Origin of the sequence: Lysobacter yananisis (genome assembly GCF_031199375.1) — a bacterium.
Taxonomy (GTDB): domain Bacteria; phylum Pseudomonadota; class Gammaproteobacteria; order Xanthomonadales; family Xanthomonadaceae; genus Lysobacter; species Lysobacter yananisis.
This window is the reverse complement of the sequence record NZ_CP133568.1, coordinates 5,037,646-5,052,581: the sequence shown is the minus strand read 5'-3', so window position 1 is coordinate 5,052,581 and position 14,936 is coordinate 5,037,646. Positions and strand designations below refer to the sequence as shown.

Below are 14,936 nucleotides of genomic sequence, written 5' to 3'. Positions count from 1 at the left end.
CGGCAGCCGCAGGGGGCGGCCTCACTACGGGTACCGTTGAGTGAACGTCGTTATCGTCGATGACCAAGCGTCCGCCAGGACGATGCTGCGCCACATCATCGAGGACATTGCGTCCGAACTGCAGGTGCACGACTTCGGCGAGCCCGAAGCCGCGCTGGCGTGGTGCGAGAGCCACCAGCCCGACCTGTTGCTGCTCGACTACCGCATGCCCGGCATCGACGGCCTGGAATTCGCCCGCCGTTTCCGCCGCCTGCCGATGCACCGCGACATCCCGATCATCCTGGTGACCGTGGTCGGCGACGAGCCGGTGCGCCAGGCCGCGCTGGAGGCCGGGGTCATCGACTTCCTGGTCAAGCCGGTGCGTCCGCGCGAACTGCGCGCGCGTTGCCGCAACCTGCTGGCGTTGCGCCAGCAGTCCGAGAACGTCAAGCAGCGCGCGCTGTCGCTGGAGCAGCGGCTGCTGTCGAGCATGCACGAGGTCGAGGAGCGCGAACGCGAGACCCTGTCGCGGCTGGCGCGGGCGATCGAGTTCCGCGACGCCGGCACCAGCGCGTACCTGGAGCGCATGGCCCACATCGCCGGGCTCATCGCCGAACAGCTGGGCATGTTCGAGGACGAGATCCGGGTCATCGAGATGGCCGCGCCGCTGCACGACATCGGCAAGATCGCCATTCCCGACGCGGTGCTGATGAAACCCGGTCCGCTGACCGAGGAAGAGACGGCGATCATGCGCCGCCATCCCAAGATCGGCTACGAGCTGCTCAGCGGCAGCCAGAACCGTTTCATCCAGGCCGGCGCGCTGATCGCGCTGCGCCATCACGAGCGCTACGACGGCTCGGGCTATCCCGACGGGCTGGTCGGCGAGGAAATTCCGCTGGAAGCGCGTATCGTGGCGGTGGCCGACGTGTTCGACGCGCTGATCTCGCCGCGTCCGTACAAGAAGGCCTGGGACGTGGACGCGGCGCTGGGTTACCTGTACGCCCAGCGCGGCCGCCTGTTCGACCCGCGCTGCGTCGATGCCTTGATCCGCAGCCGTACCCGCCTGGACGAACTGTGCGCGCGTTTTTCCACGGTACCCAGCAGGCCCGGCCTGGAGTAAACCTGGAGCAACCCGATGATCCGCCTGCTGAACTGGTTCCGGTCCACGCTGTCCCAACGCGCGGACAGCGAGCACGGCCAGGCCTTCGTCCGCATCGCCGTGCTGTTCGTGGTGCTGGCCTACATGCTGGCGCGCGGCAGCGGCGGCGGCATGCCGGTGGTCCAGTACAACAACGTGCTGCTGATGGTGGTCACCGGTTTCAGCGTCGGCGTGGTGCTGATCGGCTGGATCCTGGCCGCGCCCGGCCGCTCGCACCTGCGCCGGATCATCGGCATGTGCTCGGACTACGGGCTGATGGCCGCGGCGATGATCCACATCGGCGAGCCGCTGGCCTGGGTCTACGTGATCCTGATGTGGGTGACCATCGGCAACGGCCTACGCTTCGGTACCGGCTATCTGTTCGGCGCGGTCGCCATGGCCCTGGCCAGCTTCGGCTCGGTGCTGTGGTTCAGCGACTACTGGCGCGGCAACCCGGTGCTCGGCATCGGCCTGGAGTTGGGCCTGGCGGCGATCCCGCTGTACCTGACCGGCCTGCTGCGCCAACTGGTGCGCGCCACCGACGAGGCCAAGCGCGCCAACGAGGCCAAGAGCCGGTTCCTGGCCAACATGAGCCATGAGTTCCGCACCCCGCTCAACGGTTTGGCCGGCATGTCCGAACTGCTGGCGACCACGCGCCTGGACGCCGAACAGCGCGAATGCCTCAACACCATCCAGGCCTCGACCCGCAGCCTGCTGGCGCTGGTCGAGGACGTGCTCGACATCTCCGCGATCGAGGCCGGCAAGCTCAAGCTGAATCTCGCCGAGTTCTCGCCGCGCGAACTGATCGAGGGCATCGGCCTGATCCTGCAGCCGCAGGCGCGGGCCAAGCAACTGCGCTACGAGACCCATATCGCCGCCGAGGTGCCTGCGCTGCTGCGCGGCGATGTCGGCCATCTGCGCCAGGTGCTGCTGAATCTCACCGGCAACGCGGTCAAGTTCACCGACCACGGCAGCGTGCGGCTGGAACTGGGCGTGGTCGGCCAGGCCGACAGCGGCGGCGTGCGCCTGCGTTTCACCGTGACCGATACCGGCATCGGCATTCCGCTGGCGATGCGCCAGCGCCTGTTCGAGGCGTTCGAGCAGGCCGACGTCAGCCTGGCGCGCCGCTACGGCGGCACCGGCCTGGGCACCACCATCGCCAAGGGCCTGACCGAAGCCATGGGCGGCAGCATCGGCTTCGAGAGCACCGAGCAGCGCGGCAGCCGGTTCTGGGTGGAGCTGCCGTTCCAGCGCGTGGCGCCGGTGCCGGAGCCGGCCCTGGCCGAGGCCGACGCGGTCGAGCCGACCCCGCGCAACGATCCGGAAAACGTCATCGCCTTTTCCGACCCGTTCCTGCGCCACCGCGCGCGGGTGCGCAGCCTGCAGGTGCTGGTCGCCGACGACCACGCCGCCAACCGCATGGTGCTGCAGCGGCTGTTGCAGAAGGCCGGCCATCGCGCGGTCTGCGTCGAAGGCGGCGAGGAAGTGTTGAACGCGCTGGCGGTGAGCGACTACGACGCGGTGGTCGCCGACCTGCACATGCCCGGCATCAGCGGCCTGGACCTGCTGCGCGAGCTGCGGGTGATGGAAGCCGGCGGCGGCCGGCGCACGCCGGTGGTGGTGCTCAGCGCCGACGTCACGCCCGATTCGATCCAGGCCTGCCAGCAGGCCGGGGCGCGCGCGTTCCTGGCTAAACCGGTATCGACCGTGCGCCTGCTCGACACGCTGGCCGAGATCGCGGCCGCCGGCCGCATCGCCGCCGCCGCGCCGATGCCGGTGCGCACGGAGGCCGCGTCGTCCGGCGCTCAGCAGGACAACGGTTTCGATCCTTCGGTGCTCGACGAACTCGGCAGCCTCGGCATGGGCGAGGGCTTCGAGCGCGAATTCGTCGCCCAGTGCCTGCGCGACGCCGACGGCTGCATCGTCGCCCTGGCCGACGCGGGCGAGCGCGGCCAGTGGGAACGCGTGCGCGAACACGGCCACGCGCTCAAGGGCGTGGCGAGCAATCTGGGGTTGGTCAGGCTCGCGGCCGCGGCCGGCGATCTGATGCGGCTGCCGGATTGGCAGGTCGCTGCCGAGTGGCGATCCCGGCAGGGTGCGTTGAACGAGCGTCTGGCCCAGGGCCGGGAAGCGCTCGAAGCACGCGAGCGGCAACGCCACGCGCGTGACGGCGACGAGCGCTCCCCCTGAAACGCCGTCGAGGGGAACATGGCGGTTACGCGGCCACGGCCCGACGCTCCTGCGCGCGCACGATCCGGTCCATGGTCCGCAGCGCCTTGTCCGGCAGCGCCAGCGCGGTGTCGACCCACAGCTCGGTGATCGCCATCAGTTCCTGGTAGCTGGTCGGCTGGGCGATCTGGCGCATCTTGTTCATCGCCAGCTGCGAGTGCGGCGAACGCTGCTGGCGGCGGATCAGGTCGGCCACCGCCGCCTCGCCCTGGCCGCGCGGCACCAGCACGTCGACCACGCCCAGCCGGTGCATCTCCTCGCTGCTGAGCAGCGCGCCGTCCATGATCAGTTTCTCGGCCACGCGCGGGCTGACCCGCTTGCACAGGTACGAGTACGCGCCCATGCCCGGGAACAGGTCGAACACCACCTCCGGCAGGCCCATGTCGACGCCTTCCTCGGCGACGATGGTGTGGCACGACAGCGCCAGTTCCAGCCCGCCGCCGAGCGCGTCGCCCTGGACCAGGGCGATGGTGTGCACGTCGCCGCCGAGTCCGCCGTGGATGTGGTGGACGCCGTCGACGCAGCGCTGCGCATAGGAAAGCAGGCGCTCGCGGTCCTGGCTGCGGATCAGGCGCGAGAACAGTTCCAGGTCGCCGCCGAGGTTGAACGCCGGCGCCGACGAGGCCAGCACCACGTGGCGCAATTCGCTCGGCGCCTGGCCTTCGCGCAGGCTGATCGAGGACAGGAACGCCCACATGTCTTCCATCAGCGGGGTGCGGAAGCACGGCCGCACGCCGAGGCCGACGTCCTCGTGCATGTACAGCCAGTGCGCCAGTCCGTCGGGGGCGGACTCGATGCGCAGGGTGGGGTAGGCGCGTACGCGGTGCAGCTTTTCGATGGTGCTCATGGATGCGGTCCTCGGCGATGGCCGCCCGCAGGGCAGGGTGCGGTGGGCCGCGAGCGGCGATGGTTGGAGCCCACGCATCGATGCTACACCCCGATTCCGCCGCAAAAACAAAAGCCCCTCCGGAGAGGGGCTTGCGCGGGTTCTTGCTTGTTTCTCCGCAGGACCGGGGCGTTGCGCGGGCTATTTTACCCGCACCGCGTCCCACCCATGCTCACGCGTCTTCACGCCGCCGGCGGCGGGTCGCGCAGCTCGCGGCGCAGGATCTTGCCGACGTTGGTCTTGGGCAGCTCCTTGCGGAACTCGACGAACTTGGGGTGCTTGTAGCCGGTGAGGTTGGCGCGCGCGTGCGCCTTGACGTCCTCGGCGGTCAGCGCCGGATCCTTCTTGACGATCACCACCTTGACCGCCTCGCCCGACTTCTCGTCGGGAACGCCGACCGCGGCCACTTCCAGCACGCCGGGCATGAGCGCGATCACGTCCTCGATCTCGTTCGGATACACATTGAAGCCCGAGACCAGGATCATGTCCTTCTTGCGATCGACGATGTAGAAGAAGCCTTGCTCGTCCATCTTGGCCATGTCGCCGGTATGCAGCCAGCCGTCGTCGTCGATGACCTTGGCGGTTTCCTCGGGTTTCTGCCAATAGCCCTTCATCACCTGCGGGCCCTTGATGCACAGCTCGCCGACTTCGCCCATCGCCAGGATGTTGCCGTCTTCGTCCTTGAGGCAGGCGTCGGTGGAAGAGATCGGCAGGCCGATCGCGCCGTTGTATTCGGCCAGGTCCATCGGGTTGATGCACGCCGCCGGCGAGGTCTCGGTCAGGCCGTAGGCCTCGACCAGGGTCACGCCGGTGACCTGCTTCCAGCGCTCGGCGACCGAGCGCTGCACGGCCATGCCGCCGCCCAGGGTCAGGTGCAGGCCGGAGAAATCGACCTTGTCGAAGCCGGGCGTGTTGAGCAGGCCGTTGAACAACGTGTTGACGCCGGTGATCGCGGTGAAGCGGTTTTCCTGCAACTCCTTCACGAACGCCGGCATGTCGCGCGGGTTGGTGATCATGTGGTTGAGGCCGCCGAACTTCATGAACACCAGGCCGTTCGCGGTCAGCGCGAAGATGTGGTACAGCGGCAGCGCGGTGATGATGATCTCTTCGCCCATGCGCGCGTTGGTGCCGATCCACGCCGCGGCCTGCTGCATGTTCGCGACCAGGTTGCGGTGGGTCAGCATGGCGCCCTTGGCCACGCCGGTGGTGCCGCCGGTGTATTGCAGGAACGCGATGTCGTCGTGCGAAATGTCGACCTGCGGCAGCTTGTGCATCTGCCCAAGGGTCAGCGTGTCGCGGAAGCGCACCGCGCCGGGGATGTCGTAGTCGGGCACCATCTTCTTGACGTACTTCAGCACGAAGTTCATCACCGGGCCCTTGAGCCCGCCGACCATGTCGCCCAGTCCGGTGCCGATCACCTGCACCGAGCTGCCGGCGACCACGTCCTGCACGGTCTTGCCGAAGTTGTCGAGCACGAAGATGACTTTCGCGCCGGAGTCGTCGAGCTGGTGCTTGAGCTCGCGCGGGGTGTACATCGGATTGGTGTTGACCACGGTCAGGCCGGCGCGCAGCACGCCGAAGGTCGCGATCGGGTACTGCAGGCAGTTGGGCATCATGATCGCGACGCGATCGCCCTTCTTGAGCTTGAGCTCGCCGAGCAGGTAGGCGGCGAACTGCGCGCTGAGCCGGTCGATGTCGCCGTAGGTCAGTGTCTTGCCGAAGTTGCGGAAGGCGGGGCGGTCGCGGAATTTCTCGATCGCGTTCTCCAGCACCGAGACCACGGAGGGAAATTCCTCCACGTCGATCTGGGCCGGCACGCCCTGCGGATAGTGGGCAAGCCACGGACGGTTCAAACTCATCGCGATCCCCTCTTTAATCGCTCGTCGATTTTCTGTCCGCTTGCCGCGAAGTGCGCCGGCGTACGGTGTGTTTTCTCGATTGGAGCATAGGCTCTAGCGGGTGGCAAGGCGGTGCCCGGCGGCGTTGTGGCGAGCGCCGCGGACCTGTCAGGATCGGCGGCGGCCGGGCTTGGCTCCGGCACGGACCGCGCGGCGCCGCGCCGCCGGCCGAGTGGGCGAACGGTCGTGCGAATACGTCCGTTGCAGCGTTCAGAAGGGGAAATCCGCCATGTTCACACTGTTCGCGATCGACCGGACGCAGCCGCTACGGAGCGCCGCCCGCGCGGGCGCGCGCATGGGCTGGCTGGCGACCGCGCTGCTGGCCCTGGCCGCCTGCGGCGGCGGCTCGCCGGAGCAGCGCCTGCGCGCGTCGATGACCCAGTTGCAGGACGCGATCCAGGCGCGCGACGCCAAGGCGGTGCGGGCGCAACTGGCCGATGACTTCGTCGGCCCGCAGGGCCTGGACCGCGAAGGCGCGCGCCGGCTGGCCGCGGCCAGCTTCCTGCGCTATCGCGACGTATGGGTGCGCGTGGCCGCGCCGCGCTTCGAGGTCAAGGGCGACCGCGCCACGGTCGAGTTCGAAGCCGCGCTCGGCGGCGGCGCCGGCAACGCCTTGCCCGAGGCCGCGCAGCTCTACCAGGTGCGAACGGGCTGGCGCGAGCGCGACGGCGAATGGCGGATGATCTCGGCCGAGTGGACGCCGAGGCTTTAGCGCGAGAAGCGAGCGTGGAGGAGTGAGGAGTGAGCGAAAGCAGGAGCCCTTCGGGCTTCGCTGTCGCTCACTCCTCACTCCTCCACGCTCACTCCTCGCTCCTCAGTTATGCTGACGTCCATCACAAGGACGCCGCCGGTGGGGACCGGTTCGCAATGGAATCTGCCCTGACCGCCGAACAGGCGCTTGCGTTGGCGCCCGACGGCGCTTCGGCCAAGGCCGCCACCGGCTTGGCCTCCGACCGACATTGGGTGAGCCTGGGCGGCGACGCCGAGGCCTTGTGGGGCGAATGCAAGGGCAGCGGCGCCAAGCCCTACCAGGCTCAGGTCGATCTGGGCGCGCTGGTCACCCGCTGCTCCTGTCCCAGCCGCAAGTTCCCGTGCAAGCACGCGCTGGCGCTGCTGTTGATGCATGCGCGCGGCGGCATCGCCGCGGACGCGCGGCCGGCCTGGGTCGAGGAATGGCTGAACTCGCGCCGCGACCGCGCCGAAAAGAAGGAACAGGCCGCGGCCAAGGCGGTCGCCGCGCAGGCGGCCGATCCCGAAGCCGCCGCCGCCGCGGCCGCGAAGCGCGAGGCCGCGCGCTGGAAGCGCATCGACCAGGGCACCGCCGAACTGCAGCGCTGGATCGGCGATCAGTTGCGCCGCGGGCTGGCTTCGTTCGGCGCGCAGCAACGCGCCGAGTGGACGGCGATGGCGGCGCGCATGGTCGACGCGCAGGCGCCGGCGCTGTCGGCGCAGTTGCTGGCCGCGACCGACGCCATGGCCGCCGGCATCGCCGGCGCGCCGGCGGTGATCGAGCGCTTCGGCCTGATCTGGCTGCTGCGCGAAGCGGTGGTCCGGCGCGCGACGCTGTCGCCGCAACGCCTGGCCGACGTGCGCACCGCGCTGGGCTGGGTCTACGACAAGGACGATTTGTCCACGCTCGGCGAAAGCGTGAGCGATCGCTGGATCGTCCAGGGCCAGCGCATCGACGAACGCGACGACCGCCTGTTCGAACGCCGGGTGTGGCTGCGCGGGCAGGCCAGCGGCCGCGACGCGCTGCTGCACGACTACGCCTACGGCGGCCGCGGCTGGGAGCAGCAATGGCTGGACGGGCGCGCGGTCGAGGCGACCCTGCGCTTCTTCCCCGGCAGCGCGCCGCTGCGCGCGCTGGCGCTGGAGCAGGGCGCGGCGCAGCCGGCGCCGCGCTGGTCGCAGCCGGCCGCCGACGCCATCGAAGCCGCCTCGCTCGCGTTCGCCGCGAACCCGTGGCTGCAATGGTGGCCGCTGGCGCTGGCCGATGCGATACCGCTGTACGAGAACGAACGCTGGTGGCTGCACACCCCGGCCGGGCGCCTGCCGCTGGCGCTGGGCGACGCGGCCGGCTGGAATCTGCTCGCGCGCAGCGGCGGCCGCGCACTGCAGGTGATGGGCGAATGGGACGGCCGCGAACTGCGGCCGCTGAGCGCCTGGCGCGGCGAAGACGCGGCGCACAACTGGAGCCTGGCGGCATGAGCGCGAACCTTGCGGACGCCGGCGGCGATTGGATCAAGCCGGCGTTGGTCGGCATCGACGGCGCGCGCGCGCCGGCGTTTCCCGCGCCGGTCGGCGAGTTGCTGGAGCAGATCGACGGCGACGACGCGCTGGCGCGCTACGCCCGCGGCGCCGCGGCGATGGCGGCGTGCCGGCTGGCCGCGGTGGAGCTCGCGCCGGCCGCGGCCGAGCCGCCGCCGGCCGCGCCCGACGACGCGCGCATGATCGGCGAAGGCGAGCCGCTGGCGCCGGCGCTGGCCGCGATCTTCCGCGGCGACAGCGAACGCCTGCACCACGAAGCCTGCCAGCGCCTGGCCGCGCTCGGCCGCGCGCTGCCGGCCGCGGCGCTGGCGTCCGCGCTCGATGCCGGCCGCCAGCGCGCGCGGCTGCGCCCGGCGCTGCTGCCGGTGCTCGGCGAACGCGGGCTGTGGCTGGCCCGGCTCAATCCGGATTGGCGCTACGCCGATCGCGGCGCGGCCGGCGCGGGCGAGAACATCGTGGGCGAGGACGAGCCCACCGATTCGGCGGCCGAGGTCGCGCGCCTGTGGCAGGAAGGCAGTTTCGAACAGCGCCTGGCCCTGTTCGCGCGGGTCCGCGCGGCCGAGCCCGCGCGCGCGAGAGAGATGTTGCAGGCACAACTCGGCGAGTTGCCGGCGAAGGAACGCGCCGCGTTCGTCGCCGAGTTCGACGCCGGGCTCGACGCGGACGACGAGGCGCTGCTGGCCGGCCTGCTCAAGGACCGCGGCCGCGAAGTGCGCCGGCTCGCCGCGAGCCTGCTCGCGCGCCTGCCGCAGTCCGCGCATGCGCAGCGATTGGCCGCGTGGCTGGCGCCGCTGCTGACCCAGGAGCGCGTGCTGCTGGTCAAGCGCTGGACGCTCGACGCGCCGCAGGCCGCCGATCCCGAGTGGGCCGCCGCGGCCATCGACGCCGCGCGGCCGCAGAACGACGCGCTCGGCGAGCGCGCGTGGTGGCTGTACCAGCTGGCGCGGCAGATGCCGCTGCGCTGGTGGTGCGAGCGCACCGGCATGGACCCCGCCGCGCTGCTGGCCTGGGCCGGCAAGAGCGACTGGAAGCAGGCGCTGTACCGCGGCTGGATCGAACGCATCCACCGCGACGACGGCGACTGGGTGCAGGCCATGCTCGACGCGCCCGGCCGCGCCTTCGGCGAGCACCATGGCGAACTGCTGGCGCTGCTGCCGCCGGCGCAGCGCGTGCGCCATTGGCCGCGCAGTTTCGCCGAGCTGTGCCGCAGCGGCCGCCTGGACGAGGTGCTCGGCTCCTGCGCGCCGGGGCAGTGGCTGCCGCTGGATTACTCGCGCCTGGTCGGCGAAGGCCTGCAGCAGGCCGGCGACACCCTGCGCCAGGACTGGAGCCTGCGCCAGAACGCCCAGACGCTGCTGGAAGCGCTGCACCCGCAGGCGCTGCACGGCTGGCAGGCGCCGCCGCGCGCACCCGACGACACCCCGGCCCTGGCCGACTGCCTCGCCGGCCTGGAGCGCACCGCGCAGCTGCGCCGGCTGCTGCACGCCTGAGCCGCCCGGCCCCCGAATCTTCGAATCTTCGAATCAAACCTCATCCACACGGAGTTCCGATGACCGCCGTCCTGCGCCAACACGCTGAAATCCAGTTCGCCGAAGAGCTCGAACAACTGGCCAAGGCCGACGACCGCCAGCGTCCCGCCAACTGGAAGCTGTCGCCGTGGGCGGTGGTGACCTACCTGATCGGCGGCAAGCTCGACAACGGCTTCGAGGTCAGCGCCAAGTACATCGGCAACCGCCGCTTGATGGAGATCGCCGTCGCCACCGTCGCCACCGACCGCGCGCTGCTGCTGTTCGGCGTGCCGGGCACGGCCAAGTCGTGGGTGTCCGAGCACCTGAGCGCGGCGATCAGCGGCGACTCCACCATGCTGATCCAGGGCACCGCCGGCACCAGCGAAGAGCAGATCCGCTACGGCTGGAACTACGCGCAACTGCTGGCCCACGGCCCCAGCGAGAACGCGCTGGTGCCGAGCCCGATGATGAACGCGATGAAGCTCGGCAAGATCGCCCGGGTCGAAGAACTGACCCGCATCCCCGCCGACGTCCAGGACACCTTGATCACGGTGCTGTCGGAGAAGACCCTGCCGGTGCCGGAACTCGGCAGCGAAGTGCAGGCCGCGCGCGGCTTCAGCGTGATCGCCACCGCCAACAACCGCGACAAGGGCGTCAACGAGTTGTCGAGCGCGCTCAAGCGCCGCTTCAACACGGTGATCCTGCCGGTGCCGTCGAGCGAGGAAGAGGAAGTCTCGATCGTGGTCAAGCGCGTGCACGAACTTGGCCGCGCGCTGGAGTTGCCGGCCGAACCGCCGGCGCTGAAGGAAGTCGCGCGGATCGTGCGCATCTTCCGCGAACTGCGCAACGGCCAGACCGAGGACGGCAAGTCCAAGCTCAAGACGCCGAGCTCGACCCTGTCCACCGCCGAGGCGATCTCGGTGATCAACAACGGCATGGCCCTGGCCGGGCACTTCGGCGACGGCGTGCTGCGTCCGGCCGACATGGCCGCGGGCATGATCGGCGCGGTGGTCAAGGACCCGGTGCAGGACCAGGTGGTGTGGACGGAGTACCTGGAGACCGTGGTCAAGGAACGCGCCGAGTGGAAGGACCTTTACCGCGCCTTCCGCGAGCAGCTGTGATCCGCGCATGAGCGCCACGCTCAGTTATTTCGGCATCCGCCACCACGGCCCGGGCTGCGCGCGCAGCCTGCGCAAGGCGCTGGACGCGTTGCGGCCGGACTGCTTGCTGATCGAGGGCCCGGCCGGCGCGGAGGCCATGGTCGAGCACCTGCGCGACGCGCAACTGCAGCCGCCGGTGGCGCTGCTGTCCTACGGCGTCGACGATCCGCAGCTGGCCGTGTTCCATCCCTACGCCGAGTTCTCGCCGGAATGGCAGGCGATGCGCTGGGCGGTGGAGCAGGGCGCGACGGTGCGCTTCATCGACGTGCCGGCCGGGGCCAGCCTGGCCTGGCAGCGGGCGCGGCGCGAGCGCTTCGCCGGCGAGGCGCAGGCGCAGCCGGCGGGCGAGGTCGCTGGCGAAGGCGAGGCGCAGTCGCCGCAGGAACTCGCCGACGACGCGGCGCGGATCGAGGCCGCGCCCGCGGCGTCGGAAACGCGCGCCGAGGGCGCAGCTCCCGTGTCCGCGTCCGAACCCCAGGCCGAGGACGCCGCCGAACCGACCGCGGACGGCCACGGCCAGCGCGATCCGCTCGACTGGCTCGCCCACGCCGCCGGCTACGCCGACGGCGAGAGCTGGTGGAACCACATGGTCGAAGAGCGCGGCGACGGCGAAGGCCTGTTCGAGGCGATCGCCGCGGCCATGGCCGAACTGCGCGACCACGCCGAGCTGGGCAACGGCCTGGACCCGCGCGAGGAAGCGCTGCGCGAGGCGCACATGCGCAGCGGCATCCGCGAGGCGGTCAAGCAGGGCTTCGAGCGCATCGCCGTGGTCTGCGGCGCCTGGCACGTGCCGGCGCTGGCCGGCAAGGCCACCGCCGCGGCCGACAAGGCCCTGCTCAAGGACCTGCCCAAGCTCAAGGCCGCCGCGACCTGGGTGCCGTGGACCTACCGCCACCTCAGCAGCGCCAGCGGTTACGGCGCCGGCATCGATTCGCCGGGCTGGTACGAACACCTGTGGCGGCACGGCGGCAGCCAGGGCCGCACCGTCGGCTGGTTCGCGCGGGTCGCGCGGGTGCTGCGCGAACACGCGCTGGACTGCTCGTCCGCGCACCTGATCGAGGCCGCGCGTCTGGCCGACACGTTGGCCGCGTTGCGCCAGCGTCCGGCGCCGAGCCTGGTCGAACTCAACGAAGCCACCCTGAGCATCCTGTGCAACGGCGACGACGCGCCGATGCGGCTGATCGAGCAGGCGCTGATGATCGGCGAGCGGATCGGCTCGGTGCCCGAGGCGGTTCCGACCGTGCCGCTGCAGCGCGATCTGGAGGCCCAGCGCAAGCGCCTGCGGCTCAAGGCCGAAGCCTTGAGCAAGCCGCTGGAACTGGACCTGCGCAACGACACCGACCTGCAGCGCAGCGAACTGCTGCACCGGTTGCTGCTGCTGGACATCGGCTGGGGCCGCCTCGGCGGCGCCGGGCGTTCGCGCGGCAGCTTCCGCGAAGTGTGGGAACTGGCCTGGCAGCCGGGGTTCGAGATCGAGCTGATCGTCGCCAGTCGCTACGGCCAGACCGTGGCGCAGGCCGCGACCGCGCGCGCGATCGAATCCGCGCGCCAGGCCGAGCGCCTGCCGGATCTCTCGCGCCTGATCGACCGGGTGCTGCTGGCGAACCTGCCCGATGCGGTGCAAGCGGTGGCGGCCGAACTGCAGGCGCGCGCCGCGGTGGACGCCGATCCGCTGTCGCTGCTGGCGGCGCTGCCGGCGCTGGCCAACGTGCAGCGCTACGGCAACGTGCGCAACACCGACGCGGCGCAGGTGCGGCATCTGTTCGACGGCATGCTCGCGCGCGCCTGCATCGGCCTGACCATCGCGCTGGGCGGGCTCGACGAAGAAGCCGCGGGCGACGCGCGCGAAACCCTGCTCGCCGCCGACCGCGCGGTCGCGCTGCGCGAGGACGAGGCCCAGACCGCGACCTGGCGCGGCGCCCTGCGCCAGCTCGCGCTGGCGCTGAGCGCCACCCCGCTGCTGCGCGGCGTGGCCACGCGCCTGCTGTTCGACGCCGGCGCCTTCGACGGCGAAGCGGTCGCGCGCGAACTGGGGCTCAACCTCTCGCTCGGCGCCGAGCCGCTGGACGCGGCGCACTGGCTGGACGGCTTCCTCAACCGCAACGCCGCGGTGCTGCTGCACGACGACGCGGTGTGGGGCCTGATCGACGGCTGGGTCTCGAACCTGGGCCACGAGCATTTCCTGCGCGTGGTGCCGTTGTTGCGGCGCAGCTTCGCCGAGTTCGAGGCCGCCGACCGGCGCGACCTCGGCCAGCGGGTCAAGCGCCCGCTGGGCGCCGCGCCGGCCGCGGCGGCGCGATCGTCGTGGGACGCCGCCCGCGCGGCGCGCGCGCTGCCGTTGCTGCGCGAATTGTTCGGCCTCGAGCCGGTAGGAGATGCGCGATGAGCGCGGCAACCGATAGCGCCGACACCGACCTGCCCGCCGACGCGGCGACGCCGAGCACGCGCGAGGAGCGCTGGCGCATGGTCCTGGGCAGCGAGGCCCAGGACAGTTGCGGCGGCCTCGGCGCCGGCCTGTCGCCGATGGACGCGGCCCTGGCCGCGCTGTACGAACCCAGCGGCCCCGGCGGCCTGTCGCGGCGCGGCGGCCGCGGCGGCTCGGCGCCGAACGTGGCGCGCTGGCTCGGCGACATCCGCAAGTATTTCCCGACCAGCGTGGTCCAGGTGATGCAGCGCGACGCCCTGCAGCGCCTGGACCTGCGCCAGATGCTGCTGGAAAAGGAGATGCTCGAAGGCATCCAGCCCGACGTGCACATGGTCGCCAACCTGGTGTCGCTGTCGGGCGTTATTCCGGCCGAGACCAAGCAGACCGCGCGCATGGTGGTGCGGCGCGTGGTCGAGGAACTGATGCGCAAGCTCGAAGAGCCGATGCGCTCGGCGGTGACCGGCGCGCTCGACCGCGCCCGCCGCACCCGCCGGCCGCGCCACGCCGAGATCGACTGGAACCGCACCATCCGCGCCAACCTCAAGCATTGGCAGCCCGAGTACAACACCGTGATTCCGCAACAGCTGATCGGCTTCGGCCGCAAGTCGCGGCGGCCGCAGCGCGAGATCACCCTGTGCATCGACCAGAGCGGCTCGATGGCGGCGTCGGTGGTGTATTCGAGCATCTTCGGCGGGGTGATGGCTTCGCTGCCGGCGGTATCGACCCGGCTGGTGGTGTTCGACACCGCGGTGGTCGACATGACCGAACAGCTCGACGACCCGGTCGACCTGCTGTTCGGCGTGCAGCTCGGCGGCGGCACCGACATCCACGGCGCGGTCGCCTATTGCCAAGGTCTGATCCGCGAGCCGCGCAACAGCATCCTGGTGCTGATCTCGGATTTGTACGAAGGCGGGGTCGAGGCCAAGCTGCTGGCGCGCGCGCAGGAACTGGTCGAGGCCGGCGTGCAGTTCATCGTGTTGCTGGCGCTGAGCGACGAGGGCCGGCCGGCGTACGACCAGGCGCTGGCGGCGAAACTGGCCGCGCTGGGCGTGCCGTCGTTCGCGTGTACGCCGGATGCGTTTCCAGGATTGATGGCTGCGGCGATCCGGCGCGACGACGTCAATCAGTGGGCGGCGGGGAATGGGTTGGTGCCGACGCGGGCGGAAGGTTAGGGCGCGCCACAAAGCCGACGCACGTCATTCCGGCGAAAGCCGGAATCCATTTGATGTGTTGCTTGCGCTCTTATTGATGTTTCATGTGACGACAAGCGGCAATCAAAAGCTTTCGTCCGCAAGCGGCCGAGCAACTTTCTTTTGTCAGCGCGACAAAAGAAAGTAGCCAAAGAAAAACGCTTGTTTAAGGTCACAAGCCACTAAGTCCAGCACCTTGCGCGGGGCTGCGCCATAAGGGACATCCATGTCCCATGGCGCACGCGCGCATCCATG

At 70.6% G+C, this 14,936-nt stretch carries 10 protein-coding genes; 8 read left to right on the top strand and 2 right to left on the bottom strand.

Annotated elements, in window-relative coordinates; all coding sequences use genetic code 11:
• The first annotated feature begins 40 nt into the window (after positions 1–40).
• Together rpfG and RDV84_RS20820 are read left to right on the top strand one after the other, a co-directional pair.
• On the top strand, positions 41–1,099 hold the full coding sequence (rpfG, locus tag RDV84_RS20825) for a cyclic di-GMP phosphodiesterase response regulator RpfG (RefSeq protein WP_057947418.1): 1,059 nt from the start codon (positions 41–43) through the stop codon (positions 1,097–1,099).
• 15 nt (positions 1,100–1,114) lie between these two features.
• Positions 1,115–3,307 carry an ATP-binding protein gene (locus RDV84_RS20820; RefSeq protein ID WP_309151455.1) on the top strand — a complete coding sequence of 731 codons (2,193 nt, stop codon included), beginning with the start codon at positions 1,115–1,117 and terminating at the stop codon, positions 3,305–3,307.
• A gap of 25 nt (positions 3,308–3,332) precedes the next feature.
• Here RDV84_RS20820 and RDV84_RS20815 read toward each other — a convergent pair whose 3' ends face one another.
• Both RDV84_RS20815 and RDV84_RS20810 read right to left on the bottom strand, forming a co-directional pair.
• On the bottom strand, positions 3,333–4,193 hold the full coding sequence (locus tag RDV84_RS20815; RefSeq protein ID WP_057947420.1) for a crotonase/enoyl-CoA hydratase family protein: 861 nt from the start codon (positions 4,191–4,193) through the stop codon (positions 3,333–3,335).
• A 221-nt stretch (positions 4,194–4,414) separates the two neighbouring features.
• Positions 4,415–6,091 carry a long-chain fatty acid--CoA ligase gene (locus RDV84_RS20810; protein WP_057947421.1) on the bottom strand — a complete coding sequence of 559 codons (1,677 nt, stop codon included), beginning with the start codon at positions 6,089–6,091 and terminating at the stop codon, positions 4,415–4,417.
• Between the two features lie 268 nt (positions 6,092–6,359).
• On the opposite strand from RDV84_RS20810, the gene RDV84_RS20805 reads away from it, so the two are divergent.
• From RDV84_RS20805 to RDV84_RS20780, 6 genes are all read left to right on the top strand, one after another.
• Positions 6,360–6,842 carry a DUF4440 domain-containing protein gene (locus tag RDV84_RS20805; protein ID WP_309151454.1) on the top strand — a complete coding sequence of 161 codons (483 nt, stop codon included), beginning with the start codon at positions 6,360–6,362 and terminating at the stop codon, positions 6,840–6,842.
• 155 nt (positions 6,843–6,997) lie between these two features.
• Positions 6,998–8,338: an SWIM zinc finger family protein gene (locus tag RDV84_RS20800; RefSeq protein ID WP_250442709.1), complete on the top strand. Its 1,341-nt coding sequence runs from the start codon at positions 6,998–7,000 to the stop codon at positions 8,336–8,338.
• Positions 8,335–9,888 carry a DUF5691 domain-containing protein gene (locus RDV84_RS20795; RefSeq protein WP_309151453.1) on the top strand — a complete coding sequence of 518 codons (1,554 nt, stop codon included), beginning with the start codon at positions 8,335–8,337 and terminating at the stop codon, positions 9,886–9,888. The genes RDV84_RS20800 and RDV84_RS20795 overlap by 4 nt, the downstream gene beginning before the upstream one ends.
• 59 nt (positions 9,889–9,947) lie before the next feature.
• The gene (locus tag RDV84_RS20790; protein ID WP_078998638.1) at positions 9,948–11,027 is read left to right on the top strand and encodes an ATP-binding protein; all 1,080 of its coding nucleotides are present in this window, start codon (positions 9,948–9,950) and stop codon (positions 11,025–11,027) included.
• 7 nt (positions 11,028–11,034) lie between these two features.
• Complete coding sequence (locus RDV84_RS20785) at positions 11,035–13,452, top strand: DUF5682 family protein (RefSeq protein WP_309151452.1); 2,418 nt, start codon at positions 11,035–11,037, stop codon at positions 13,450–13,452.
• On the top strand, positions 13,449–14,663 hold the full coding sequence (locus RDV84_RS20780; RefSeq protein ID WP_309151451.1) for a VWA domain-containing protein: 1,215 nt from the start codon (positions 13,449–13,451) through the stop codon (positions 14,661–14,663). Before RDV84_RS20785 ends, RDV84_RS20780 begins: the two co-directional genes overlap by 4 nt.
• The last annotated feature ends 273 nt before the right edge of the window (positions 14,664–14,936 follow it).